Annotated in this window: 20 protein-coding genes and 1 tRNA gene; 11 read left to right on the top strand and 10 right to left on the bottom strand. The window is 63.5% G+C overall.

Annotated features, from left to right (window positions below; all coding sequences use genetic code 11):
• The first annotated feature begins 60 nt into the window (after positions 1-60).
• Genes NKI19_RS09640 through NKI19_RS09630 form a run of 3 tightly spaced genes read left to right on the top strand, consistent with a single transcriptional unit; the run spans position 61 to position 2993 of the window.
• Entirely contained in the window at positions 61-1200 is a 1140-nt protein-coding gene (locus tag NKI19_RS09640) for an ABC transporter ATP-binding protein (protein ID WP_352488326.1), read from the top strand.
• A gap of 9 nt (positions 1201-1209) precedes the next feature.
• On the top strand, positions 1210-2178 hold the full coding sequence (locus tag NKI19_RS09635) for an ABC transporter permease subunit (RefSeq protein ID WP_352488328.1): 969 nt from the start codon (positions 1210-1212) through the stop codon (positions 2176-2178).
• Positions 2175-2993 carry an ABC transporter permease gene (locus tag NKI19_RS09630; protein WP_352464986.1) on the top strand — a complete coding sequence of 273 codons (819 nt, stop codon included), beginning with the start codon at positions 2175-2177 and terminating at the stop codon, positions 2991-2993. Before NKI19_RS09635 ends, NKI19_RS09630 begins: the two co-directional genes overlap by 4 nt.
• Before the next feature lie 7 nt (positions 2994-3000).
• Here NKI19_RS09630 and NKI19_RS09625 read toward each other — a convergent pair whose 3' ends face one another.
• Positions 3001-4851: an AsmA family protein gene (locus NKI19_RS09625; protein WP_352488329.1), complete on the bottom strand. Its 1851-nt coding sequence runs from the start codon at positions 4849-4851 to the stop codon at positions 3001-3003.
• Positions 4852-5033: 182 nt separating this feature from the next.
• Between NKI19_RS09625 and NKI19_RS09620 the strand changes: the two genes are divergently transcribed.
• Positions 5034-6992: an acetoacetate--CoA ligase gene (locus NKI19_RS09620; RefSeq protein WP_352488331.1), complete on the top strand. Its 1959-nt coding sequence runs from the start codon at positions 5034-5036 to the stop codon at positions 6990-6992.
• A 279-nt stretch (positions 6993-7271) separates the two neighbouring features.
• Here NKI19_RS09620 and NKI19_RS09615 read toward each other — a convergent pair whose 3' ends face one another.
• Positions 7272-11018: a PAS domain S-box protein gene (locus NKI19_RS09615; RefSeq protein WP_352488332.1), complete on the bottom strand. Its 3747-nt coding sequence runs from the start codon at positions 11016-11018 to the stop codon at positions 7272-7274.
• A 252-nt stretch (positions 11019-11270) separates the two neighbouring features.
• On the opposite strand from NKI19_RS09615, the gene NKI19_RS09610 reads away from it, so the two are divergent.
• Positions 11271-11729, top strand: a complete 459-nt coding sequence (locus NKI19_RS09610) for a phasin (RefSeq protein WP_352488333.1) — start codon at positions 11271-11273, stop codon at positions 11727-11729.
• Positions 11730-12074: 345 nt separating this feature from the next.
• Positions 12075-12151, top strand: a tRNA-His gene (locus tag NKI19_RS09605).
• A gap of 59 nt (positions 12152-12210) precedes the next feature.
• Here NKI19_RS09605 and NKI19_RS09600 read toward each other — a convergent pair.
• On the bottom strand, positions 12211-13119 hold the full coding sequence (locus NKI19_RS09600) for a LysR family transcriptional regulator (protein WP_352488334.1): 909 nt from the start codon (positions 13117-13119) through the stop codon (positions 12211-12213).
• A 137-nt stretch (positions 13120-13256) separates the two neighbouring features.
• Between NKI19_RS09600 and NKI19_RS09595 the strand changes: the two genes are divergently transcribed.
• The 4 genes from NKI19_RS09595 (at position 13257) to NKI19_RS09580 (ending at position 15928) form a co-directional block, all read left to right on the top strand.
• Entirely contained in the window at positions 13257-14009 is a 753-nt protein-coding gene (locus tag NKI19_RS09595) for an SDR family NAD(P)-dependent oxidoreductase (protein WP_352564864.1), read from the top strand.
• 92 nt (positions 14010-14101) lie between these two features.
• Positions 14102-14830 carry an SDR family oxidoreductase gene (locus tag NKI19_RS09590; protein ID WP_352488339.1) on the top strand — a complete coding sequence of 243 codons (729 nt, stop codon included), beginning with the start codon at positions 14102-14104 and terminating at the stop codon, positions 14828-14830.
• Positions 14830-15174: an Atu4866 domain-containing protein gene (locus tag NKI19_RS09585; protein WP_352488341.1), complete on the top strand. Its 345-nt coding sequence runs from the start codon at positions 14830-14832 to the stop codon at positions 15172-15174. Before NKI19_RS09590 ends, NKI19_RS09585 begins: the two co-directional genes overlap by 1 nt.
• Positions 15175-15673: 499 nt before the next feature.
• The gene (locus NKI19_RS09580; RefSeq protein ID WP_352488342.1) at positions 15674-15928 is read left to right on the top strand and encodes a hypothetical protein; all 255 of its coding nucleotides are present in this window, start codon (positions 15674-15676) and stop codon (positions 15926-15928) included.
• A gap of 64 nt (positions 15929-15992) precedes the next feature.
• On the opposite strand, the gene NKI19_RS09575 is transcribed toward NKI19_RS09580, so the two are convergent.
• The 3 genes from NKI19_RS09575 to NKI19_RS09565 all read right to left on the bottom strand — a co-directional run bounded on the left by NKI19_RS09575 (position 15993) and on the right by NKI19_RS09565 (position 19741).
• On the bottom strand, positions 15993-17117 hold the full coding sequence (locus NKI19_RS09575) for a DmpA family aminopeptidase (protein WP_352488343.1): 1125 nt from the start codon (positions 17115-17117) through the stop codon (positions 15993-15995).
• A 27-nt stretch (positions 17118-17144) separates the two neighbouring features.
• Positions 17145-18710 carry an exodeoxyribonuclease VII large subunit gene (gene xseA, locus NKI19_RS09570; RefSeq protein WP_352488344.1) on the bottom strand — a complete coding sequence of 522 codons (1566 nt, stop codon included), beginning with the start codon at positions 18708-18710 and terminating at the stop codon, positions 17145-17147.
• A 74-nt stretch (positions 18711-18784) separates the two neighbouring features.
• Positions 18785-19741: a LysR substrate-binding domain-containing protein gene (locus NKI19_RS09565; protein ID WP_023716458.1), complete on the bottom strand. Its 957-nt coding sequence runs from the start codon at positions 19739-19741 to the stop codon at positions 18785-18787.
• Between the two features lie 178 nt (positions 19742-19919).
• Between NKI19_RS09565 and NKI19_RS09560 the strand changes: the two genes are divergently transcribed.
• Complete coding sequence (locus NKI19_RS09560; protein ID WP_352488345.1) at positions 19920-20210, top strand: DUF1127 domain-containing protein; 291 nt, start codon at positions 19920-19922, stop codon at positions 20208-20210.
• 189 nt (positions 20211-20399) lie between these two features.
• On the opposite strand, the gene NKI19_RS09555 is transcribed toward NKI19_RS09560, so the two are convergent.
• The 4 genes from NKI19_RS09555 to NKI19_RS09540 all read right to left on the bottom strand — a co-directional run bounded on the left by NKI19_RS09555 (position 20400) and on the right by NKI19_RS09540 (position 24549).
• Positions 20400-21458 (bottom strand): DUF937 domain-containing protein, encoded by a 1059-nt coding sequence (locus tag NKI19_RS09555; protein ID WP_352564862.1) that lies wholly within the window; start codon positions 21456-21458, stop codon positions 20400-20402.
• Positions 21459-21560: 102 nt separating this feature from the next.
• A complete protein-coding gene (locus NKI19_RS09550; RefSeq protein WP_352564860.1) occupies positions 21561-22934 on the bottom strand; it encodes a glutamate--cysteine ligase in 1374 nt (457 codons plus the stop codon).
• 185 nt (positions 22935-23119) lie between these two features.
• Positions 23120-23854, bottom strand: a complete 735-nt coding sequence (locus NKI19_RS09545) for a 16S rRNA (uracil(1498)-N(3))-methyltransferase (protein WP_352488578.1) — start codon at positions 23852-23854, stop codon at positions 23120-23122.
• 32 nt (positions 23855-23886) lie between these two features.
• Positions 23887-24549 (bottom strand): hypothetical protein, encoded by a 663-nt coding sequence (locus tag NKI19_RS09540; protein WP_352488348.1) that lies wholly within the window; start codon positions 24547-24549, stop codon positions 23887-23889.
• Positions 24550-24618: the final 69 nt, after the last annotated feature.

Genomic DNA, 24618 nt, shown 5'->3' with positions numbered 1-24618 from the left:
CCCCGGCAGCCGGCTGCCGGGGCGCTTTCTCGTGGGGCAAGCAGCAGGACGGAGTGGGACATGAAATCGCTTGGCAGCATCCGCAGGGATTTCGCGCCATGGAACGATCCGAACGCCAAGCCATACATCCAGTTCGACAACGTCACCAAGAAATTCGGTGAGTTCACTGCGGTCAACAATCTGTCGCTGACCATCTTCGAACGCGAATTCTTTGCCTTGCTCGGAGCCTCAGGCTGCGGGAAATCGACGCTGCTCAGGATGCTCGCCGGCTTCGAGGAGCCGACCGCCGGCCGCATCCTGCTCGACGGCCAGGATCTGCGCGGCATTCCGCCCTACCGGCGGCCGGTCAACATGATGTTCCAGTCCTACGCCTTGTTTCCGCACATGACGGTCGAGAACAACATCGCCTTCGGCCTCAAGCAGGAAGGTATGGCCAAGGCCGACATCGAAAAGCGCGTCGCCGAGATGCTGAAGCTGGTCAAGCTCGAGCAGTTCGCCAAGCGCAAGCCGCACCAATTGTCGGGCGGCCAGCGCCAGCGCGTCGCGCTCGCCCGCTCGGTCGCCAAGCGGCCGAAAGTCCTGCTGCTCGACGAGCCGCTTGGCGCGCTAGACAAGAAGCTGCGCGAGGAAACCCAGTTCGAGCTGATGGATTTGCAGCAGAACCTCGGCCTCATCTTCGTCGTCGTCACCCATGATCAGGAAGAGGCGATGACGATGGCCGACCGCATCGCCATCATCGACAAGGGCGAGGTGATGCAGGTGGCGACGCCGGCCGAGGTCTACGAGGCGCCGGGTTCCCGCTTCGTCGCCGGCTTCGTCGGCAATGTGAATATGTTCGACGGCAAGATCGCGGCTGGCGAGGCTGGCAGTGCGAGCATCGATGCCGGCAACGGCATCACCATCCGGACCGAAAATGCCGGCAGTGCCGCCGCCGGAACATCCGTCACCTTCGCCATCAGGCCGGAGAAGATCAAGGTGTCCTCCACGAAACCGGCCGGTGCCGTCAACGCCATTGAGGGCGAGGTCTACGACATAGCCTATCTCGGCGACATGACCGTCTATCACGTCAGGCTGGATGACGGTCAGGTCGTGCGGGCGAGCACCATGAACGCGGCACGCCTCACCGAGGACCCGCTGACCTGGAATGACCGCGCCTGGGTTTCTTTCCGCCCCGACGCCGGCGTCGTCCTGACACGGTAGGGACTGATCATGTCCGCTGTCACCGCCGCAACAAGCTCTCCGGCAAGCGCTGCCGGCAAATCCGCCTTGGTCAGGCTGGGAGCGGCCTTCGTTAGCCGGCTCGTCATCATCGTGCCCTATCTCTGGCTGCTGTTCTTCTTTCTCGTCCCCTTCATCATCGTCTTCAAGATTTCGCTGTCGCAGACGGCGATCGCCATGCCGCCCTACACGCCGGTGCTCGATTTCCGCAGCGGCATTTCCGGGTTTGTCTCGGAATTCGGCGCACTGAATTTCGACAACTATACCTGGCTGACGCAGGACGCGCTGTATTTCAATGCCTATGTGACGAGCGTCATCGTCGCCGCCATCTCGACGGTCCTGACATTGCTGGTCGGCTATCCCATAGCCTATGGCATGGCGCGCGCCCCGGCGACGATTCGCCCGACCTTGCTGATGCTGGTGATCCTGCCGTTCTGGACCTCGTTCCTGATCCGTGTCTACGCCTGGATTGGCATCCTCAAGCCCGAGGGCCTGCTCAACCAGCTGCTGCTCGCCACCGGCATCATCAGCCAGCCGCTGATCATCCTCAACACCTATACGGCGATCTTCATCGGCATCGTCTACTCCTATTTGCCGTTCATGGTGCTGCCGCTCTATTCGTCCTTGGAGAAAATGGACCATACGCTGATCGAGGCGGCCAAGGATCTCGGCTGTCCGCCGACCAGCGCGTTCTGGAAGATCACCTTTCCGCTGTCGCTGCCCGGCGTCATCGCCGGCTGCCTGCTGGTGTTCATTCCTGCCGTCGGCGAGTTCGTCATTCCCGACCTGCTCGGCGGCTCGCAGACGCTGATGATCGGCAGGACGCTGTGGAACGAGTTCTTCGCCAATCGCGACTGGCCGGTGTCGTCCGCCGTTGCCGTCATCTTGCTGCTGCTGCTGATCGTGCCGATCATGCTCTTCCAGCGAGCCCAGGCGCGTGCCCAGGAGCAGGACCAATGAACGCGACCTGGAGCCGCTTCAACATCACATCGATCGTGCTCGGCTTTGCCTTTCTTTACCTGCCGATCGTCCTGCTCGTCGTGTTCTCTTTCAACGAGTCGAAGCTGGTCACCGTCTGGGGCGGCTTCTCGACGAAATGGTACGTGTCGCTGTTTCACAACCGGGGTCTGATGGACGCCACCTGGGTCACGGCCCGCGTCGGCGTCATCTCGGCCACCGTGGCGACCGTGCTCGGCACGCTGGCGGCGCTCACCTTGACACGCTACACGCGCTTTCGCGGCCGGCTGCTGTTTTCCGGCATGGTGTTTGCGCCGCTGGTCATGCCGGAAGTCATCACCGGCCTGTCGCTGCTGCTGCTCTTCGTCGCCGTCGGCCTCGACCGCGGCTTTCTCACGGTGACGCTTGCCCACACCACGCTTACCATGTGCTTCGTTGCGGTGGTGGTTCAGTCGCGCCTGATCACTTTCGATCGTTCGCTGGAAGAGGCCGCGATGGACCTCGGCGCGCCACCGGTGAAGACCTTCTTCCAGATCACGCTGCCGGTTATCATGCCGGCTATCGTCTCCGGCTGGATGCTGGCGTTCACCCTGTCGCTCGACGATCTGGTTATTGCCAGCTTCACCTCTGGACCCGGCGCCACGACGCTGCCGATGAAGATCTACAGCCAGGTTCGCCTTGGCGTGACGCCGGAAATCAACGCGGCCTGCACTATCTTGATCGCGGTCGTCGCAGTTGGCGTGATCATCGCTTCACTCGCAAACAAACGCCGCGAGGTGCAGCGCCAGCGCGACGAGCGGGCCGCGCAGCGAGGTTGAAGGCTCGCTACTCTCCCGAGACGCCGCGGCTTATCGGCGAGATGAACGGCGTGCTCCACGTGCCGCCGACGAAGAACGACGACTGCTTGGGCGCCTGGCCGTCCGTCTGCGTGGCAGCCTGGCTGGGCTGGACGATGCCGCCGGACAGCGCCAGCCCGCGTCCGGCATAGGATGCGATGCCGGAAAGCCAGATCTTGTATTGCGCGGAATTCACCTCGGCCTTGTCGATGCGCGCCACGCCGTTCGAAATGCTCGCCTTGAGCTCGGCCCCGTCGATCGGCAGCGTTCCGTCCGAGACGTCGTCCAGCGCGAAGAATCCGCCCTGTTCGGTGTGCTTGAGGAACGCCGGCAGGTTAAGCCGGCTCAGCGCACCCGCGCCGAACGTCGCGGACAGCGAGCCATTGGCGTTTTCGAAAATGGAGTCCCAGGTTCTGCCAGGCCCCTTGAGGATGACCGAAACGGTTCCATTGCCGATCGGCACCAGCCGCGTCATTCCGGCCGCGGTGCCGAAAGCGCCGCCGTCGATATCGGAAGCAAGCAGCCGGATCTCGACTTCCGTGCCGGCGGGCTTGCGGTCGAAACGGACGCTGCTCTGGACGTTGCCGCCAAAGGCGGATGCATCCGAGATGTCGAAGACGGCAAGGCCGTTCTTGACCTGGGCGGTGGCGGCGACGTCGGCAAGCTGGATGGCACCGGCGGTGGCATGCGCCGCCGACAGCCTGAGATCGAGATTGATCCGGTCGGCGAAGCTTGTGTCGATTTCGCCCGGACCGGTGCCGCCGGCGGATGGCACCGGGGTAAAGGCGGAGAGAAACGATCTGAGGTCGAGCGTATCGAAGGCAAGTGTGCCGGAGATCACCGGCAGTGCCTCACCATAGGTGAAGTCCAGCGCACCCATTCCGGGGTTGTTGTCGAGGGTCAGGGCCGTGTTTTCGAATTTGACCCGCCCGGCCGTCGCCGTGATCTTGCTTGAAACCGAGATCGAGCCGATTGCGGCACCGGGCGCGATGCCGGCCTGCGACCATTCGAGCACGCGTCGGAGCGAAGGTGCGGCGAATTTTGCCTGGCCGTCGAAATAGCCGTTCTCCGACATGCTGGCGCGGCCGTCGAACGAAAAACTGGCCGGTGCCGCCTTGAAGGAAAATGTGGCCGGTGCTGTGCCGCCACCAAACAGCACCAGCGGGTTCGGCGATGCGGCGTCGATGGCAACGCTTTCGCCGCGCCATATCCCGGTCGCCGACAGCGTCGCATTGCTGTTCATCGCCGCCCAGTTCGCCTGGCCGCTCAGGCTGCTCAATATCTCCTGGTCCTTGCCGCCTATGGCAGCCACCACGCGGCCGTCCCTGAACTCGACTGTGCCGAACGGATCTGTCGGCAGCTTGCCAAGATCCGGCTTGGCGGGATTTGTGTTGATCACCGCGCGGGCAGCATCGATCGAACGCGTAATGCGCCCGCCGCTGGGAATCGCAGGCAGGAAAAACCCGCTCGCGGTACGCTGGACCCTGATCGTCGGTCGCACCAGCCGCGCCGTCGAAAACACCACGTCGCCCCGCAGCGCCGCCATGGCCGAGAGGTCGACCTCGACCCGTTCGGCTTCGACCACGGGCGGCGCATCCGTCTCTGTCCATTGCGACAGCGTCACGTCGCTCAGGATCGCCCGGAAATTCGGCCAGACCTCGATCCGCGGTGCGCCGTCGATGGTGACGCGGAAACCGCTCCAGGCGCTCATTTCCCACGCGATGCGGTCACGCACGATGCGGGTCGAGGCGATCAATGGCAAGGCTGCGACAACCAGCGCGATGACGATGACGGCCGCGCCGATCGCCCATATTCCGCGTCGGATCAAAGGTGATGGCATATCGCCCCGTATGCTTCCATTCCGACAAAATCGCCCGACGGGTGTAACCGACGGCTGACGCATTTCAAGTCTTTATGGCCCGGCGATGGCATTTGCGCACACCCTGACCGGCACGGTCCAACAAAATCTTGCTCTGCTGCATCGCGATATGCATAAGCGATACAGGCTGCGGAGGAACAATGATGGCTGACGACGCACCGCTCTGGATCCCGACGCAAGAGCAGATCGACGCGGCGCCGATGACCGCCTTCATGAACGCCGCGGCGAGTATGGCCGGCGAGGCTTTGTCCTCCTATACCGACCTGCATCGCTGGTCGATCGATGACCGCGAGACCTTCTGGAGCCTGGTCTGGGACTTTTGTGGCATCGTCGGCGACAAGGGCGAACGCGTGCTGGTCGATGGCGACAAGATGCCCGGCGCGACCTTCTTCCCTGATGCGAAGCTGAACTTCGCCGAGAATCTCCTGAAGAAAACCGGGCTTGGCGACGCGATCGTCTTTCGCGGCGAGGACAAGGTCGAGCGGCGGCTGTCCTGGAACGAACTGCATGCGCTGACCTCGCGCCTGCAGCAGCTTTTCCTGTCGCTCAAGGTGAAGAAGGGCGACCGCATCGCCGCGATGATGCCCAACATGCCGGAGACGGTTGCGGCGATGCTGGCGGCCGCCTCGATCGGCGCCGTCTGGTCGTCCTGCTCCCCGGATTTCGGTGAGCAGGGGGTGCTTGACCGGTTCGGCCAGATCGAGCCTGTCATATTCATCGCGCCGGACGGTTACTGGTACAATGGCAAGGCGATCGAAGTCGCCGACAAGATCGCGGCCGTGGCGGGCAAGCTCGCCACCGTCCGCAAAGTCCTCATTGTCGACTATCTCGGCACCTCGTTCGACGTCGCGGCGACCATCGGCAAGGCGGCCGCGCTGGAAGATGCGCTGTCACCCTTCGCCGCTAAGTCCGTCGCCTTCGAAAGGCTGCCGTTTTCGCATCCGCTCTACATCCTGTTTTCGTCAGGCACCACCGGCATCCCCAAATGCATCGTCCATTCGGCCGGGGGCACGCTGATCCAGCACGTTAAGGAAGAACGGCTGCATGCCGGCCTGCTCGACGGCGACCGCTTCTTCTATTTTACCACCTGCGGCTGGATGATGTGGAACTGGCTGGTGTCGGGCCTGGCATCGGGCGCCACCTTGCTGCTCTATGACGGCTCGCCGTTCTACCCGGACGGCAATGCGCTGTTCGACTTCGCCGACGCCGAAAAGATGACCTATTTCGGCACCTCGGCCAAATTCATCGATTCCGTGCGCAAGGCCGGCCTGAAGCCGATCCGCACGCATGATCTTTCCAGCGTGCGCACCATCTCCTCGACCGGCTCGCCGCTATCGCCGGAAGATTTCCGCTTCGTCTATGACGGCATCAAGAAGGACGTGCATCTGGCTTCGATTTCCGGCGGCACCGATATCGTCTCCTGCTTCGTGCTCGGCGTGCCGATCGAACCGGTATGGACCGGCGAGATCCAGGGGCCCGGCCTCGGCCTTGCCGTCGATGTCTGGGACGATGACGGCCGGCCGCTCCGCCAGGAGAAGGGCGAGCTCGTCTGCACCAAGGCGTTTCCGGCGATGCCGATCGGCTTCTGGAACGACTCTGACGGCAGGAAATACAAAGCCGCCTATTTCGAACGTTTCGACAATGTCTGGTGCCACGGCGATTTCGCCGAATGGACCGCCCATGGCGGCCTGATCATCCATGGCCGTTCCGACGCCACGCTCAACCCGGGCGGTGTCAGGATCGGCACAGCGGAGATCTACAATCAGGTCGAGCAAATGCCGGAAATCCTCGAAGCACTATGCATCGGCCAGGATTTCGACAATGACGTTCGCGTCGTGCTGTTCGTGCGGCTGGCGGCCGGCGTCGAGCTCGATGCCGAGCTGGAAAAACGCATCCGCGCGAAAATCCGCACCGGGGCGAGCCCGCGCCACGTGCCGGCCAAGATCATCGCCGTCGCCGATATTCCGCGGACCAAATCGGGCAAGATCACCGAGCTCGCGGTACGCGACATGGTGCATGGCCGCGCCATCAAGAACAAGGAAGCGCTCGCCAATCCCGAAGCGCTCGAGCTGTTCCGCAACCTGCCGCAGCTTGCCGACTGACCCCGGGGTCCAAGGTCGGAGCCGTTTTGAGGTCTCCGGTAGCGTTAACAAATTATCTCTTCGGAATTTACCTAGATTTCATGAGTGGTACACATTGGTAAACTTTCCGGCGTGGCGGTAAGGTTTTGTTAAGGCCCGGCATCGATAGTCGTGCGTAACTTGAGGGAGAAATCCCGTCCTCCAGCCCCAGAGGATCTGATTCGCTCAAGCCCCGTTGTGACAGCAATTCTATCATTCAAGGCGTCCTGTTGGACGCCTTTTTTCTTTGCGCAACCATAGCTAACCGGCGAGCACGCGGGTCGAGGGAAAGGCGACTTCGACCAGGGTTCCCTCGCCGGGCGTCGAGTTGATGGTGAACCGGGCCCGGTTCGCCTCGACCATCGCCTTGGTCAGCGGCAGCCCGAGACCGGTGCCGTCGCCTCGGCCGCGCTTCAGCGCATTGATCTGCTTGAACGGCTTCAGCGCCTGCTCGATCTCGGACTGGCTCATGCCGATGCCGGTATCGCGCACGCGCATGACGACATCGCCGGAGATCTCGTAGGCCGTCGACACGATCACCTGGCCGCCGGCCTGCGTGTAGCGGACGGCGTTCGACAGGATGTTGAGCGCGATCTGCCGCACGCTGCGCAGATCGGCCACCACTTCCGGCAGCCGCGAGGCGAAGCTGGAGCGGATGATGACGCGTTCCCGGTTGGCTTGCGGCTGCATCATCGCCACGGTTTCGGCCAGCGTGTCGTTGAGCGACACCGCCTCGTAGGCCATCTCCTGCTGGCCGGCCTCGATTTTCGAAATGTCGAGCAGGTCGTTGACCAGATCGAGCACGTGGTTGCCAGAACGATTGATGTCGCGCAGATAGTCGCGATAGCGGTCATTGGCCACCGGCCCGAATTTCTCGTCGACCATCAGCTCGGAAAAGCCAATGATGGCGTTGAGCGGCGTGCGGATCTCATGGCTGATGCGGGCCAGAAAATCGGTCTTCTGCGACGAGGCGCGTTCGGCGACCGCGCGCGCCTGGGTCAGGTCCTCTTCGGCTCGCTTCCACTGGGTGATGTCGCGCACCACCGCGCAGAAGCCGCTGTCGTTGGGCAGCCTGCCGATGGTCATGAACAGCGGAATGAAGCGCCCCTGCGCCTCGCGTCCGATCACCTCGCGGCCATCGTTCATCACACTCGCAACGCCGGGCTCCGACAAGCCCTCGAGATAGTCACGCGCCGCGCGCTGGCTTTCGATCGCGAACAGCGAGACGAACGGTTTGCCGGTCACCTCGTCGCTGTCGAAGCCGAACAGCGCCTCCGCCGGACGGCTAATTGAACGGATCGTTCCGTTACGGCCGATCAGCACGACGCCGTCGGTGGCGGTGTCGATGATGGTGCGCATTTCGGCAATGCGTGCCTTGAGCTCGGAAACATCCGGCTGCGTCTGGTCGTCGGCGGCGCCATGTGGAATGGCTGCTGCCTCGTCGTCGCCGGAACGGCGTACGACCAGCATCAGCGCCTTGCCGTTTCCCCAGGGGACGGAGCGCAAAATCGCGTCGATCGGAAACTCCTGACCGTCGCGCGTCTTCAGCCGCAGAGCGCGGTCGCCGCCGTCCGAATTGCCGTCGTCCGCATAAGGGTCGGCAAACAGCGCGCCGAGCCCGCCGGCCTCGTCCAGGTCATTGAGCGTTGCATAGCCGGTCAAGCCGAGGAATTCGTCGTTCGCGTAATGCAGCTGGTCGCCGGAATGGATAAGCACCGGCACTGGCAGCTTGCCGAGGATCGAGGTATCCGGCCCCTTGTTGTCCTCTCCGGCAAACGCCGACGGCACGAAGCCGTCGAGTTTGAGCGGTGGTGCCTGCGGCCGCTCGCTGGGCGGCACCTGGCCGGCAATTTCGGCTGCGGCTGCGCCATCCTCGGACCAATCCTCGCTGTCCTCGGCGTCACGGAAATCTTCGGCCGTCATGCTGTCGTCGTCGCCATACTGCGGCGCTTCGGCGACGATCGTTCGACGGTTTGTGCTGGGCTCAACGCCTTCCTGCGCTTCATCGCTGGGTTCGCGGTCGGCATAGTCGAGCAGCGATCCGGAAACAGGGCGTGTGACGGGTTCGCCGGCTTGCGCCTCTGCTACCGCCTCATCGGGCTGCTCGCCGTCGAGCCGGGCAAGATCCTTCTGGTCTTCGGCATCGGCCTCGGGCGGTTCGGCGGCAGCCGCCCCGCTTTCCGGACCTTGTGCCGGCATCTCATCCTTGTCCGTCGGGCCGGCTTCTTTCGGCATTGGCTCGTCGGCCTTGCCGGCTGCCTCGACTTTCTCAACCGGCTTCGGCCTTCCGGCGCTGGGCTGTTCTTCGGGCGGGGTGCTGTCCTTCTTGAGACGCTCGCCAATCTCGCGAAAGGCGCTGCGTTCCAGCGTCGACAGGCCCTTGTCGTTGGCCGGCTGGCGGTGCTCGGCCAGCCGGATTACCTTGTCGGCAAAGCGCCGCTCGGGCTTTGGCACGATGGTCAATGCCGGAACTTCGCCCCTGAACGGATCGGCGGGTTTCGGTGTCTCGGGGAGAGGTTCGACGGCTTTCGGCCCGGCGGTCGCGGCAGGTTTCTCGTCGGCGACAAGGGCCATGCCGACGGCATCCGGATCGGCCACAGCATCGCCGCTGCGGGCGACGCCGAAACCGCGAAAACCTTCGAAAACGCGGCTGCGGCTGTAAACCGGGAGCGCCGCCAGATCGACCGGTATTTTCAGATCGGTGCCGGCGACCGGCCACAGCACGGAGCGGCCGGACCAGGTGTCGCGCCGCTCGAGCAGGCCGGCAATCTCGCCGGAAGCATCGAGGCCGTAGGCGGCCGAAACATCCTCGAAGCGGCGTCCGATCACGTCGGCGGCAGGCTTGCCGACGAGCTCGGCAAATTCCGGCGACAGGGCGCTGAAACGGCCCTCCGCGTCGGTACGCCAGACGAAACGCATGGGCGCGGCGGTGCGATCGATCGCCGAGGCGCGGCGTTCGGCCGGGGAGGCGGCCTTGGCGGCTTTTGCGGCGCTTTCCGGCGAAGCATCCGCACCGGCCTGCGAAGCGTCCAGACTGGTCTCGACTTGACCGGATGCAGCTGCCCCGGGCGGGACCTGCGCATCGTCGCCGGCATTGAAGTACCAATGGTCATGCTGCGTCGGCGCTTCGCCAGCCGCGTGCTGATCGTCAGCCGCGTCGGCAGGCTCGTGCTCCGCCGCTGCGGAGGTGCCTTCGATCGTTGAAAGGTCGATCTCCGCCGCGCCGGTGTCGGCGATTGGCTGCTCGTTGTCCTGATCCGTTGGCTGGGGAAGATCGCCACCGCTCGGTGCCGCTGCTGCCTCGTTTTCCCCGCCGGCGCGCTCGCCATCAGGGGCCTCGCCGTCAAGCCGGTCCTCGTCGATCACCACCAGCAGGTGCCGCTCGTCCGTCAGCCGGGCAAGGCCCGCCGGATAGGAGCTGGACCCACCCGGAACCAGGCGCTTGACGATGCGGTCGCTCTCGTTCGCCACGTCGGCGACAAGCGCGGCCAGCGTCTCGGGCCGGATGCCGAGCGCCGAAAAGCCGTCCGATGCGGCGTCGATATTGCCCTTGGCGTCGACAAAGGCGATGTAGTGGCCGTCTTCGGTAAAGCCACCGATGGCGCGATCGGCGATCTCGGCCGCGCTGCGCGAGCCGGTCTGCGCCGCCGGCAGCGCCAGCATGATTGCTTCCTCGCCATCGGGCATGGTCACCGCGCTGGCCAGGAAGCCGACCGCGCGGCTGGTCAGGCCGGTCGCCAGCCGGACCGTGATGGCACGGTCGCGGCCGATCCGCGGAAAGCCGCTGGTCGCCATGATCTGGCGCCTGGCGATCAGCGGCAAACCTGCCGAGGCGCCGATGATCGCACCGATGTCGGGATAGCCGAATACCGCTGCGCCGGGGCCGTTGGCCCAGATCACCTGCTCGAGATCTGCCGACAGAATGGCGATCGCGTCGCCTGCGGCGAAGCGCAGGCGGACGGCGTCGAGCACGGCGACATCGAGGAAGGAGTAGTTTTCAGCCGGCATGCGCTTGGCGACCCTCACAGAGCGGGCAATTTGCGGTTAACGCTTTGTTAATAAAAGCCGACGGCGCGAAGGTCCACAAGTCATAGCGTGCAAGCAATGGAATCTCTAGGCGCGTGGTTAACGCCACGAACAAATAATTTATGGTGCGATGCAACAAACATGTTGCATCGCACAAAAATTGCCTTTATATTGCCATGATACATGAACGAGACGGCTTTTCGTCAAAGTCGCTGCCGCTGAAAAGGATGGAAAATGTCCAGGACCAAGACCGCTGAAACGATTGAAAACGTTGAATTCCCGAGCTTCGACGCTTCCAAGGCCACCGACCAGATCCGTGCCTTCGCCGAAAAGGGCGTCGAGCAGTCGAAAGAGGCCTATGCCAAGCTGAAGACCGGCGCCGAGGAGACCCAGAAGGCTCTGGAGTCGACCTACGAGACCGCCAAGACCGCTTCCAGCGAGCTGTCGCTCAAGACCATCGCCGCCCTGCGCGCCAATGCCGAAGCCGGCTTCTCGCATTTCGAAGCCCTGATCGGCGCCAAGTCGCTGTCGGAAGTCGTCGAACTGCAGACCGCGTTCCTGCGCAAGGGCGTCGAAATGACCGTCGAGCAGGCCAAGGACTTCCAGGCGGTTGCTGCCAAGGCGGCCGAGGACGTATCCAAGCCGATCAAGACCGCCTTCGAGAAGGCCGTGAAAGAAATCAAGATCGCCTAATATTTGCGCACAAATTGACGATGCATCAAAAGGTCGCATTTCGTCAGACAAATAGGTGTGCGATATAGTGGTTTAAGTGAATACCCGGCGGGTGGAACCTCCTCCCTCTGCTCACCGGGATGACCAGCCAGCACCTCCTCCCGCTGGCTCGTAACAGGAAAAGGCCGGCACCTCCTCCCGCCGGCCTTTTTCTTTGTCCGGCGAAAATGATGCGATGCCGGAGCGATCTTTTGCTTTGCCAAAAGCCTTGAATTAAACTCCGATAGCCCGTATGGACGCATCGCCGAACGACAGAGCGGGTCCCGGAGAATGAACGTTCCGTCTGGATCTCGCTCGGGCAAGTGTGCCGTTGTAGCTCAGATGGTTAGAGCGCCGGATTGTGGATCCGGAGGTCGCTGGTTCGATCCCAGCCAACGGTACCATTCAGCTCAGCCAGGTTTCTGAGCAATAGCACCAAGCGATCTCTACGATCCCGTAGCGCTCACCCACGGTCCCGCGCCTGGCGCGCACCGTGCAGGTGATCCACGAGCGCTCGCAGGTTCGGCGCGATATTCCGTCGGCTGGGAAAATAAAGATAGAAACCCGCAAACGGCGAAAAATAGCCGTCGAGGATTGGCACGAGCTCGCCGCGGTCGATCCAGGGGCGGAATGTGTCCGCCATGCCGAACGTGATCCCGGCGCCTGCAACGGCCAGCCGGATCATCAGCCACATATCATTGGTCGTGATCTCGGGCGCAACCGCCACATCGAACTCGCGCCCGTCCTCGCCAAACTCCCACCGATAGGGCGAAACTCCAGGCGCCGGCCGCCAGCCGATACAGCGATGCGCCACAAGCTCGCGCGGATGGGCGGGTGCGCCGAACTTTTCGAGATAGCGCGGGGCGCAGACGGCCATCTGTCGCTGATCGCCTGAGACGGGCACGGCAATCATGTCCTGCTCGATCACTTCGCCGAGCCTCACTCCCGCATCATAACCTTCGGCGACGATGTCGAATTCCTCGTCGGTGACGACAATATCCAGATGCACCTCGGGAAACCTTTCTGCAAAGGACGCCAGCAACGGTCCTGACAGAAAGGCCTCTGCGATCGACGAAACTGCGATCCGCAGGCGGCCGCGCGGGCGGTCCAGAAACTCCGTGGTGGCTTCGATTGCCGCGTTCACGTCGGCGATCGCCGGTGCGACGCTCGCCAGCAGGCGCTCGCCCGCTTCCGTCAGGTTGACGCTGCGTGTCGTGCGCTGCAGCAAAGCGATGCCAAGGCGCTGTTCAAGCCTGAGGATGCTCTGGCTGACCGCTGAGCGCGTCACGCCCAGCCGGTCTGCCGCAGCGCGAAAATTGCGTTCCTCGGCCACCGCGACGAAGACGGCAATTGCATTGAGATCGATGTCCACTGGTTAGTAAAACTTACCATCGAGGTTAACAGCGGGCGGGTTATCGCGACAATGCCATGGCTCTATCTCTGTCGCAACGGCAAGAAGGCTTGATCCTCCCGATCCAAGCCGAAGCCGGCCGACAAAGGAGATATCCCATGACATCACTCCCTTCCTCCTGGGACCTGGATGGAAAAGTCGCCCTCGTGACGGGCGCGGCACGCGGCATCGGCCGCTGCACGGCGGAACTGCTGCGGGCGCGGGGCGCCCGGATCGTGGCAAGCGATCTCAGCAACAGCGTACGCGAATTGGAAGCCGAGGATGTGGCGATCTTGGTCGGCGATGTCGCCGACGAGGCTCTGGCCAGACGCTCGGTCGAACTCGCGGCGAAGCGCTTCGGGCGATTGGACATCGTCGTGAACAATGCCGGTCGCACGCTCAACAAGCGTCTGACGGAGACCTCGGTCGACGACTATGACCGCATCCTGCAGATCAATGCGCGCGGCAGCTTCGTCACCGCCCGTGCCGCAGTGGAATTGATGGTCGCCGGTGGAGGCGGCGCGGTCGTCAATGTCTCGTCGATCTCGGCGGTCGCGGCCTTCGAGACGCAGGCGGCCTATGCCTCCTCCAAGGCAGCTGTCGCACAGCTGACCAAGGTGATCGCGATCGAATATGGGCGCATGGGCATTCGCTGCAACGCCGTTGCCCCTGGCGTGATCGAAACCGACATCATGGAAGGCGTGGTGGAGAATGGCCGGGAGATGCTGCGCAGCTTCGGCGATGCGCATCCGATCGGCCGGATCGGCCAGCCGCAAGAAGTTGCCGAGGCAATCGCCTTTCTTGCCTCGCCGGCGTCCAGCTTCATCACCGGGGCCTTGCTTCTGGTCGATGGCGGCTACACCGCCCAGTGAGTCCCCAATAGGGCCAGCGCACCGCGGGAGCTCACCCGCACCCCATCCCTTCACATCGTGAAAATAATCACAGGACCAAAAGGATCAACTCGATGACCATGAACAAAGTTGTTCTGATCACCGGTGCCTCCAGCGGCATCGGAGCTGGCATTGCCCGCGAGCTTGGCGCGGCAGGTGCGAAGCTGATGTTCGGCGCACGCCGCACCGACCGCCTCGAAGCGCTTGCGGCCGAAATCGAGGCGGCTGGTGGAACGGTTCGCGTGCGAGCACTCGACGTCACCAGGAGGGCGGACGTCGCAGCATTCGCCGATGCCGCCCGGGCCGAATGGGGCCAGGTCGATGTCATCGTCAACAATGCGGGCGTCATGCCGCTGTCGGCCATGGCAGCCATGAAGGTCGACGAGTGGGAGCTGATGGTGGACGTCAACGTCAAGGGCGTTCTGTACGGCATCGCGGCGGTCCTGCCTGAGATGACGGCACGTGGCTCCGGGCATATCATCAATATCGGTTCCATTGGCGCACTGGCCGTCTCGCCCACGGCTGCCGTCTATTGCGCAACGAAATACGCTGTCCGCGCGATTTCCGATGGGCTCCGCCAGGAGAGTGACGGTATCCGCGTAACCTGCATTCATCCTGGCGTGGTGGAAAGCGAACTGGCGAACACGATTTCCGACGAGGCCGCTGCTGCCGCCATGAAAACCTGGCGTGCTATTGCCCTGCAACCCGATGCCATTGCCAGGGCAGTGCGCTACGCAATCGAACAGCCCGACGATGTCGACGTCAACGAGATCGTCGTGCGTCCGACGAAGGCGGCCCATTGATGCGATCCACTTTGGCCGCAGTGCTTACGGGTATTGCCCTTGCGGTAGCTCCAACCGGCCTGCCCCTTCCCCAAACTCCAATCCGTGCGGAGGAACCAATGACGCACCAAGATCATCCCTATGTCGGAATGTGGGTCACCGAGGATCGCCATATCAGACACGAACTCCTGCCGAACGGCCGTTATGACGAGGCGCGTGGTGACCGCGAGAGCGCCTACCGGGGACGCTATGAAGTACAGGGCAACCACATAGAATACTGGGACGATACGGGTTTTACCGCAGATGGTGAGTTCGTCGAAGGCGTCCTTTATCATGCCGGCATGATCCTTTACCGCCAGCGGTAGAGAGGCATCCTGAGACAAGCACTTCAGAGTTCCACAAGACGCTACTGCATGCCATGCATGAGGCGCTCCGCAGTTTGCACTGCAAGGTCCGTCACACCACATATCTCCCAGCAAGCGCGGCGGAAAGAAGCAGGACCGCGAGCAGAGTCGACATTGCAAATGGTTGTCACTATATAGCGGCGGCTTCGATGGCTGACCTTGAATTGTGCCGGCGAGAGCGCGGTAAACATTGCGACATCTATTGTGATCTAAAACGGCTTGAAAACCGAAAAAAAGCGAATAGAAACAATAGCGCGGGTCGAACGAGTTTCCTCGAGAGAATCAGTCCTCAAGAACTAGAACGTGCTCCTTGAACCCTCCATTCCCTTCAGCTCTGTGGACCTCGGACAAGTTCGGCTTGCCGGGCGAAGCCGACTCGGCTCGAATGGCAGCACGCATCTTTTCGAAGATGCCGACGTTTATGATTACCAACCGGCATAGCCGCTAGGGAAACAGCAGTATGAGTGAACACGCAATCGAGTTCCTGCGCGGGTGGATTGGCGAAAAAGTCCACTGCCAGCCCTCGCCAGCCAGGATCGAGAAGCAGGCCGAGACCCTCGCCAGGGAATGTGCGGCCAAGGCCGCCGAAGCCGGCATACCCCTGGAGGATATTCAGGAAGAAGTCGGCGACATCCAGGAGCTCATTGCTTCGAGGCTCGAAGAGGCGGCCGAGGCCGAGCAGGACGAGCTGCATTCGAACAAGCCTGCTGGCTGAAGGATCGCCCCGGCTGAACCCTGCCGGGCCATCAACGCCTGTCTGATGCAGTTGCGCGAGCGTATCACCGCGCAAGCTTGCCAAATCTCTCCTCGAGCCATGCTTTCGGCAACGTCGGCACGAAATTGCCGTCGCGCCCGGTCATGTCTTCATTGGCGACCAGAGCGTTGAGGATTGCTTCCTCCACGCTCTGAACCACGGCGTCGAAGAACGGGTTGATGTCGGCATCCGGTATATAGCCGGCGCTGGCCAATTTGCCGGCTGCACCGTGCGCCGCATCGGCATTGGCCGTGCTGAAGGCCAGAAAAATATCGCCGGACGAATTGTATCCATAGCCGCCGGTCAGCGCGACGCCGAGCGGCACGCGTTTCGCCAGCCGTTTCATCTGATGCGGCATGAATGGCGCGTCGGTGGCGACGATCGCGATGATCGAGCTCTTTTCCGCTCGCGGCGTGTTGTCCCGGATCGCCGGTTCGGCGAGTTCCGCTCCGGCCCTGATGCCACGGATCACGAGGTTTCGCCGTGCACCGAAATTCGACTGGACGAAGCAGCCGATCGTAAAACGCTCTCCGTTCCACTCGACGCTGCGCGAGGATGTGCCGGACCCTGCCTTGAAGCCGAAGGTGATCATGCCGGTGCCGGCGCCGACGCTGCCCTCTTCGATCGGCCCGGTTTCAGCCGTATCGAGCGCGGAAAACACGTGCTCGAAGCTTACATGGTGGCCGTTGATGTCGTTGAGAAAGCCGTCATAGGTCTCACCCGCCACCGGCAGCGCCCAGGCGCTGTCTAGCGCTTGCGGCAGCACCGTCTGCATCCAGCGCAGCGTTGCGTCGCGGCTGACGCCGCAGGAATGCGTGTTGGTGATGGTGATGGGAAGATTGAACGCTCCGAGCTCCTCTATCAGATGTGAGCCGGTCAGCTCGCCATTGCCATTGGCGCTGAACACGCCGGCAAACGCAGGGACGGCCAACTCGTCTCTGGGCCGTGGCAGGATCGCGGTCACGCCGGTGCGTACCGGACCCTTGCCGACGAGGAGCGGTCCGTCCCCCGAGACCAGCGTCGTATAGCCGACCGTCACGCCGGGCACATCGGTGATGGCATTGAAGCGGCCTGGCATGCCATCGAATGGGATCGCGAAGGCACGGGCGCGCAGTTTGCCCGAGGGCGTCGCAAGATGCGGGTCGGTCATTTCACCCTCAAAAAGTCTTGGTCTTCCTCAGAAAAGCGAACCTTGGCCGCCCGGTGCCTTGAGCTTGGCCGCGGGCTTGGCAACCGTCTTCGGCCGCGCCGTGCCACTGATGGCGACTGCATCGGCGGTGCCGTCGGCGAACTCCAGCGAAAGCGCCATTCCCGACGCGACTTCCGCCGCATGCTTGATCACCGCGCCGTCCGCATCTTTGACCAGCGCGAAGCCTCGCGCCAGCACGGCCTTGTGCGAGAGCGTCGCCAGTAGCCGGTCGGCCTGCGTCAGCTTTCCACGCAGCCGGTCCAGCCGCCGCGAAATCGCCTGGTCCTGCCGCCGTGTCAGTGCCAGCAGGGCATCGCCTTGCAGTTTCTGCCGTCTAGCGATCGGCGCCGGTGACAGTCTGGCCGCCGTGCGCGAAAACCGCGCCCGACGCTCGCGCACGATGGCGAAGAACGCCGCTTGCGCACGGGCAAGGTCGCGGCGGGTCAGCGTGCGCGCTTCATTCATGCGTCGCGACAAAGTCGCCGGCGTCAGCCGCTGCCCCAGAAGCCTGCCCCGCTTGCGCTCGACGCTGACCGACAGCGCCCGGCCGAGCCGGCTCGTCGCCTCGTCGAAGCGCCGCCGCGGCAGCGCCAGCAACTGGTCCGGCGAGGGCAGCGCCCGGGCGGCTGCGCGTGCCGCCTGCCGCTTGCGTTCGAAATTGCGCGACAGTGCGGTCTTCAACCGCGCGCCAAGGCCGGCAAGCGTTGCTTCGAGGTCGACCTTGACCGGCACGGCGATCTCGGCGGCGCCTGTCGGCGTCGGCGCCCGCACATCCGCCGCCAGATCGATCAGCGTCCAGTCGGTCTCGTGGCCGACGGCCGAAATCACCGGAATGCCCGAAGCGGCGACGGCCCGGGCGAGCGCTTCGTCGTTGAAGCCCCACAGATCCTCCAGGCTGCCGCCGCCGCGCGCCACGATCAACAGGTCGGGCCGCGCGATGGCGCCGTCCCATGGCAGTGCGTTGAAGCCGTTGACGGCAGCGGTCACTTCCGCACCCGCCGTCTCGCCCTGCACCCGCACCGGCCAGACCAGCACGTGCAGCGGAAACCGGTCCTTGATGCGGTGGATGATGTCGCGGATGACGGCGCCTGTCGGCGAGGTGACGACGCCAATGACGCGCGGCATGAACGGCAGCCGGCGCTTGCGCGCCGCGTCGAACAGGCCTTCGGCCTGCAGCCGGCGCTTGCGCTCGTCCAGCAGTGCCATCAGCGCACCGGCACCGGCCGGCTCGAGATTGTCGATGACGATCTGGTAGTTCGACTTTCCGGGATAAGTGGTCAGCCGGCCGGTGGCGATCACCTCCATGCCTTCCTCGGGACGGAATTTCAGCCGGCTCATCGTGGTCTTCCACACCACGGCGTCGAGCCGCGCGCGATCGTCCTTCAGGCAGAAATAGGCATGGCCGGAGGAATGCGGTCCGCGATAGCCGGAAATCTCGCCGCGCACCCGTACATTGCCGAAGACGTCCTCGACCGTACGCTTCAGCGCGCCGGAAATCTCGCTCACTGTATATTCGGTGGCGTTGGTGCGTGATTCGGATGCTGCGTCGCTCATCGGCCGATTGGGGGACGGTTGTTGCCCGCCGTCAAGGCGGCCGTGTTCGATGTCCGCCCCAATCGCGCGATCCCTCACCAGCCTGGCAGGATCTGGTTCGGTTTGGTCCGCTTCATCTTGGCGAAGGCGAGGGCGGCGAAGTCGAACGTGCCGGTCTCTTCGCCGAGCGGCACGGAAATGTTGTCGAGGCTTTCCGAAATGTGGCGCGCGAGCGCATCGACGATTTCCGGCCGCGAGGTCTGGCCGCGCATGATGCCGATGCGGCAATCGGGCAGGGCGCCGAAACCGTCGGCCTCGCCCAGCACCCGCATGCCGGGCCTGAGCGCGCATTCCGGCAGCACCGAGATCGCCAGGCCGGAAAGCACCGCGGCGGCGATGACGGTGGCGGAGAAGCTGGTGAACAGGATGCGGTAGTCGCGGTTCTGCTGGTCGAGCACGTCGGCGGCGGCGCGCCGCCAGATGCAGTTCGGCCGGCCGAAGGCCATCGGCAGGATCGGCTGCTCATGCGTCGCATGGTTGGCCGAGGTGACCCACAACAGCGGTTCGCGCCGCACCACTTCCGACTGGCCGCGCGCGTCGTTGTGCGTCACCAGCGCCAGGTCGAGATTGCCGCGCTTGATGTGTTCGACCAGTCCCGGCGTCGGCTCGCAGATAACGGTCAGTTCGACATGCGGATTGGAACGGGCAAACCGCGCCATGATCTCGGGCAGGAAGCGATCGGCATAGTCGTCCGGCGTGCCGATGCGGATGGTGCCTTCGAGCCGGCGGTCGTCGAATGCGGCCAGTGTTTCCTTGTTGAGATAGAGCAGCCGCCTTGCGTAGGAGAGCAGCCGGTCGCCTTCCTCGGTCAGCCTGTTGGTGCGGCCGTCTTTTTCGAACAGCGGCTTGCCGATCCGTTCCTCCAGCCGCCGCATCTGCATCGACACCGCAGACTGGGTCCGATGCACCGCTTCCGCCGCGCGGGTAAAGCTGCCGGTGTCGACAATCGAGATGAAGGTCTGCAACTGATCGAGATCGAGCGGCGCTTTCATCGGCCTAATCCATCATTGATGCTGATGCTAAAGATTAGAAACATTCGTTGGATTAATCAATCGCGCCGTGGCAAATTCGCATTGTCCACATGAAGGCATGTGAATCGAAGCCGGAACGGCCGCTGTCGCCAGCGCCCGATCGACCGGTTTCGCCCGTTTGAATGTGAAGGAGACCGACATGGCTACGTTTGATTTCGCTACCGAGACCTCGCGCATCACTTCGCGTCCGGCCGTTGCGACGCGCGTGGCCAATGCCGCTGCCAATGTTTACCGCGCCTGGAAAAACCGCCGCGCCTTTTATCGCCTCGGCGAGATGTCGGATGCCGAGCTCGCCGACATCGGCCTGACCCGCGCCGACCTGCATGTCGCCGTCGGTGTGCCCTTTGGCCGCGATCCGACCGAACGGCTTCGCGTTATCGCCATCGAGCGCGCCGAAAGGATCGAGGATCTTGCCCGCAAGGTGGCCTGATCGCACAACTTCGCGATTTTGGTCGCATTGAACCTTTTTGAGGCACGACGCCACCAAGTTACGCAGGCTCCCCACTCCCTGCCGGATCCCCCCGGCCAGCCTGCGCGCTGCCCGGTCCTCCCAGGACCGGGCTTTCTTTTTGGGCGACACTGACAGGCCGCATCGCGATTTTTATCGAGATGACAAGCCCTACCGCCGGCCCATGCCCTGCTTGAACTGGTCGAAGATCGACTCCATGCCTTTCTGGTAGTCGTCGCGCTGCTGGGCGCCCGTCTCGAACATCTTGCCGAACAGGTCGTCGAACGGATTTCTCGGCCTGCCGCTCGGATTGGCCTGCGGCTGCGGCGCCTGGGGTTGCTGCGGCGCCTGACGCGGCTGAGACTGCTGTGCGCCACCGCCGAACATGTCCTGCAGCACTTTGCCGAGCGGATTGTCACCATAAGGGTTCTGTGTTTGCTGGGGTTGGTTTTGCGGCTGCTCGGGCTGCTGTGCGCCGCCGCCGAACATATCCTGCAGCACCTTGCCGAGCGGATTGTCACCATAAGGGTTCTGTGTCTGCTGCGGCTGGCTTTGCGGCTGCTGCCCACCGCCGAACATGTCCTGCAACACCTTGCCGAGCGGGTTGTCGCCGTAAGGGCTCTGCGTCTGTTGCGGCTGCTGCCCGCCGAACATATCCTGCAGCACCTTGCCGAGGGGGTTATCCGTGGGGCCCGCAGGCTGAGGGGCCGGCGCCTGGCCGCCGCCGCCCGCCTGCCGCATCATCTGCTCGATGAGCTCGCCGAGCGGATTGCCGCCGCCGCCTGCCGCATGCATCTGTCCGCCCAGCTGGTTGGTGGTCTGCTTGAACAGCCCGCCCATCATCATCGAGGCGATTGCCGGCAGCATCTGCTGCAGGACCTGCTGGCTGACACCGCTCGCCTGCGCGGCTTGGCTGGCGACTGCGCGTGACAGGTCCTTCGAGCCGAACAGATGGCCGAGAATGCCGTTGCCTTCATCGAGACCCTGCGGCGAGAAGGCCCGGCTTGCATCCTCGAAATATTTGGCGTGCTGGCCGCTGGCCATCGCCGTCATGAAGGAGCCGAGTCCATAAGGATCCGCTGTGTTGCGCTTCAGTCCCTGCGAAAAGGCCGGCAGCAGCGCCGCGACCGCCGCCTGCGTCTGCTGCTGCGACAGCCCGAACTGCTGGGCCAGCGCCTGCATGCCGTTGCCGTTCTGGGACTGCGCCAGAATATCGAACAAGGAAGGCATTGTTTTCTCCTCCGGGAAAATCCTCGTTGGAGAAGCCTAGTTCGTTTCCATCACTGATTGAAGCGAATTTGCCGGACCACCGGCCAAGCGGATAGCGAAGCGTTAATACGCGTATTCCATGAACACAGGCTCGATCGAGCCGCCCCAGCGTGTGTGGTAGGCCGCCAGCATCTCTTCGGCGCTGGTCGTGCCGCGCGCGACGACCTCGTCGAGCGTGTTGAGGAACGACGTCTCGTCGTAGCCGTCGCGGTTCTTGCGGCCACGGTTCTTCAGTCCCATGCGCGAGATGACGAGCACGTCGCGGGCGATCTCGCGCAACGTCGTGTTGCGGAAGGGCGCCGAAATGCCGTGTTCCGGCACCGCGTTGCGCATTGCCAGCACTTCGTCGTAGCTCCAGCTCGAGGTCAGCGCCTCGGCGGCGTCGAGCGCCGCCGCATCGTAGAGCAGCCCGACCCAGAAGGCCGGCAGCGCGCAGATGCGCCGCCAAGGCCCGCCATCGGCGCCGCGCATTTCGAGAAAGCGCTTCAGCCGCACGTCCGGGAACAGCGTCGACAGATGGTTAGCCCAGTCGCCCATCGTCGGCAGCCCGTCCGGCAGTTCGTTGCGGGCGGCGCCCGCCATGAACTGGCGGAAGGTGATGTGCGTCATGTCATGGTACTGGCCGTCGCGGATGACGAAATACATCGGCACGTCGAGCGCCCATTCGACATAGTCGGCAAAGCCGAAATCGGGCGAGAAGCAGAATTCGAGCAGGCCGGAGCGCTGATTGTCGGTGTCGCGCCAGATCTCGCCGCGCCAGCTCTGCAAGCCGTTCGGCCGGCTTTCGGTGAAGGGCGAGTTGGCAAACAGCGCCGTCGACAGCGGCTGCAGCTTCAGCGATACCTGCATCTTGCGGCGCATGTCGGCTTCGCTCTCGAAGTCGAGGTTCACCTGGATCGTGCAGGTCCGGTACATCATGTCGAGGCCTTTGGTGCCGACCTTGGGCATGTAGCGGGTCATGATCTCGTAGCGCGATTTCGGCATCTTCGGCGTCTCGGCCAGCGACCATTTCGGGCTGCCGCCAAGGCCGAGAAAACGAATGCCCATCGGTTCGGCGATCTCGCGTACCTGCGCCAGATGCGCATTGCCTTCGCGGCAGGTCTGGTGGATCGTCTCCAGCGGCGCGCCGGACAGTTCGAACTGGCCGCCTGGTTCCAGCGAGATCGCGCCCTGGCCGGTCGGCTCGACCAGGCCGATAATGCGGCCGGCGTCCATGATCGGGTCCCAGCCGAGTTTGTCCTGCATGCCTTCGAGGATGGCGCGGATGCCGCGCTCGCCGCCATAGGGCACCGGCGCATTGCCGTCGACATAGAACGGGAATTTCTCGTGCTCGGTGCCGATGCGCCATTTGTCGCGCGGCTTGTTGCCTTCGGCCAGGTGCTCGACGAGTTCGTCGACGCCTTCGATCGGCCGGAAATCGGTAGTATCGCGCGCCATAATAGCCCTCCGCACATGACCCCGAAAACCGGCTTCGATTTTCGGAAGGGATCAGGTGCCCAATCAAATGCTACAGCGTCCTTTACGCGCCCGAAAGGACACGCGGCCACTGCCGGCGCTAGATGGACGAAATGTCAGTAGCCGATCAAGCGAAAAATCCTGAGCCAGAGGGTAACGGGAATTGATCACCAATCACCGATTGTCGCCTGGATCAGCGCCAAAGCTGCCACCGCCGCCGTATCCGCTCGCAGGATGCGCGGCCCGAGCGGAATGGCGGTAACGAAGGGCAGCGCTCTCAGCATCTTGCGTTCCTCGTCGGAAAAGCCGCCCTCCGGCCCGACCAGCAGCCCGAGCTTTCCCTCCCGGACCGCCTGCAATGCCGGTAGGGGATTGTTGGTCGATGCATCCTCGTCGCAGAAGATCAGCCGCCGCTCTCGGTCCCAGTTGCTGAGCAGGCGCTCGAATTTTTCCGCTTCGCGCAGCTCCGGCACCGCCAATATGCCGCATTGTTCGGCCGCCTCGACGACATTGGCGCGCAGGCGCTCGATGCCGGGTTTTGCCACTTGCGTATGCTGGGTGATGACCGGCTGCAGGATGCCGGCGCCCATCTCCACCGCCTTTTGCACGAGGTAGTCGAGCCGTCCTTGCTTCAGCGGCGCGAAGCAATAGACGAGATCGGGCAACGGCGGCTGCGGCCGCTGCAATGCCAGCACCTTCAGGCGCACCGCCTTCTTCGATTTTGCGGCGATTGCCGCCGACCATTCGCCGTCGCGGCCGTTGAAGACCAGAAGCTCGGCGCCTTCGCCGAGCCGCAGCACATGCGAGAGATAATGGCTCTGCTGCGAGCCGACGTCGAACTCGATGTCCGGTCCAAGCTCGTCCGGCACGAACAGCCGCTGCATCTTGTAATTGGCGCGCATCGCCGAGGAATGCGGCAACGTCACCCTCGGCGTCAAGCCTCGGCGGAAGGATGCCAGACAGGCTCGTAGCCTTTCTGCAGCACCGAAACAGTTGTCGCCGGCGTGAGCAGGCGGATTGGACTGTCGGTAAAACCGCCGAACCCCACCGGTTCGCCATAGCCGCCGAAACTCCAGGGCAGCGCGGCGCCGTCAAACAGGGCGTACGCCCTGTTTCCCGACGAGATCATCGTGCCGTCCGGCAAGTCCGCAAGCGCCTCCGGTTTCAGTCTCGGCGCCTGTCCGCCCGAGGCCAGGCGCTCCTTGTGCAGGCGCTTGTCGAGTTGCGGCGCGCGCGGCTCGGTAATGCCGAAGGCGTCGCCGAAACGCCGGACAAAATCCCTGGCCCGCTCGCGCCGGCAGAAGAAGCAGGGCCGGTGCCCGGCGGCAAGTGCCGTCACCTCGTCGAGGAAAAACAGCTCGGTCCAGCCGGCCTTGCCGCCCAATTGGTCGTCGCTTTGCCGGTTGCGCCCCATCGGCTCTCGCCGCACGTTGCGGTATTCGCAGACGCAGATGATCCAGGCTTGCAGCGCCCAGCGCTTCTTCAACAGCGTTCTCGTCTCGGGGTCGTGAATAATGCCGCGATTGCCCATGAACAGGCCGCGCTCCGGCACGGCATGGATGGCGCCGAACGGATCGACCCGGTTTTGCAGTGGCATAGGCGTTCCCTGTTGGCTGCAATGCTGGCGCCATGATATCGCTCGTTGCATCAATTTCATGTCAGCAGG

This window comes from Mesorhizobium sp. M0751 (assembly GCF_040320265.1).
Taxonomy (GTDB): domain Bacteria; phylum Pseudomonadota; class Alphaproteobacteria; order Rhizobiales; family Rhizobiaceae; genus Mesorhizobium.
The sequence above is the reverse complement of the archived record's forward strand: the minus strand, read 5'-3'. Positions and strand labels throughout refer to the sequence as shown.

What these genes read in the sequence shown, in the direction of transcription:
- NKI19_RS09640 (WP_352488326.1), top strand. Translation starts at nt 61, where the DNA reads ATGAAATCGCTTGGCAGCATCCGCAGGGATTTCGCGCCATGGAACGAT.
- NKI19_RS09635 (WP_352488328.1), top strand. Translation starts at nt 1,210, where the DNA reads ATGTCCGCTGTCACCGCCGCAACAAGCTCTCCGGCAAGCGCTGCCGGC.
- NKI19_RS09630 (WP_352464986.1), top strand. Translation starts at nt 2,175, where the DNA reads ATGAACGCGACCTGGAGCCGCTTCAACATCACATCGATCGTGCTCGGC.
- NKI19_RS09625 (WP_352488329.1), bottom strand. Translation starts at nt 4,851, where the DNA reads ATGCCATCACCTTTGATCCGACGCGGAATATGGGCGATCGGCGCGGCC.
- NKI19_RS09620 (WP_352488331.1), top strand. Translation starts at nt 5,034, where the DNA reads ATGGCTGACGACGCACCGCTCTGGATCCCGACGCAAGAGCAGATCGAC.
- NKI19_RS09615 (WP_352488332.1), bottom strand. Translation starts at nt 11,018, where the DNA reads ATGCCGGCTGAAAACTACTCCTTCCTCGATGTCGCCGTGCTCGACGCC.
- NKI19_RS09610 (WP_352488333.1), top strand. Translation starts at nt 11,271, where the DNA reads ATGTCCAGGACCAAGACCGCTGAAACGATTGAAAACGTTGAATTCCCG.
- NKI19_RS09595 (WP_352564864.1), top strand. Translation starts at nt 13,257, where the DNA reads ATGACATCACTCCCTTCCTCCTGGGACCTGGATGGAAAAGTCGCCCTC.
- NKI19_RS09590 (WP_352488339.1), top strand. Translation starts at nt 14,102, where the DNA reads ATGACCATGAACAAAGTTGTTCTGATCACCGGTGCCTCCAGCGGCATC.
- NKI19_RS09585 (WP_352488341.1), top strand. Translation starts at nt 14,830, where the DNA reads ATGCGATCCACTTTGGCCGCAGTGCTTACGGGTATTGCCCTTGCGGTA.
- NKI19_RS09580 (WP_352488342.1), top strand. Translation starts at nt 15,674, where the DNA reads ATGAGTGAACACGCAATCGAGTTCCTGCGCGGGTGGATTGGCGAAAAA.
- NKI19_RS09575 (WP_352488343.1), bottom strand. Translation starts at nt 17,117, where the DNA reads ATGACCGACCCGCATCTTGCGACGCCCTCGGGCAAACTGCGCGCCCGT.
- xseA (WP_352488344.1), bottom strand. Translation starts at nt 18,710, where the DNA reads ATGAGCGACGCAGCATCCGAATCACGCACCAACGCCACCGAATATACA.
- NKI19_RS09565 (WP_023716458.1), bottom strand. Translation starts at nt 19,741, where the DNA reads ATGAAAGCGCCGCTCGATCTCGATCAGTTGCAGACCTTCATCTCGATT.
- NKI19_RS09560 (WP_352488345.1), top strand. Translation starts at nt 19,920, where the DNA reads ATGGCTACGTTTGATTTCGCTACCGAGACCTCGCGCATCACTTCGCGT.
- NKI19_RS09555 (WP_352564862.1), bottom strand. Translation starts at nt 21,458, where the DNA reads ATGCCTTCCTTGTTCGATATTCTGGCGCAGTCCCAGAACGGCAACGGC.
- NKI19_RS09550 (WP_352564860.1), bottom strand. Translation starts at nt 22,934, where the DNA reads ATGGCGCGCGATACTACCGATTTCCGGCCGATCGAAGGCGTCGACGAA.
- NKI19_RS09545 (WP_352488578.1), bottom strand. Translation starts at nt 23,854, where the DNA reads ATGCGCGCCAATTACAAGATGCAGCGGCTGTTCGTGCCGGACGAGCTT.
- NKI19_RS09540 (WP_352488348.1), bottom strand. Translation starts at nt 24,549, where the DNA reads ATGCCACTGCAAAACCGGGTCGATCCGTTCGGCGCCATCCATGCCGTG.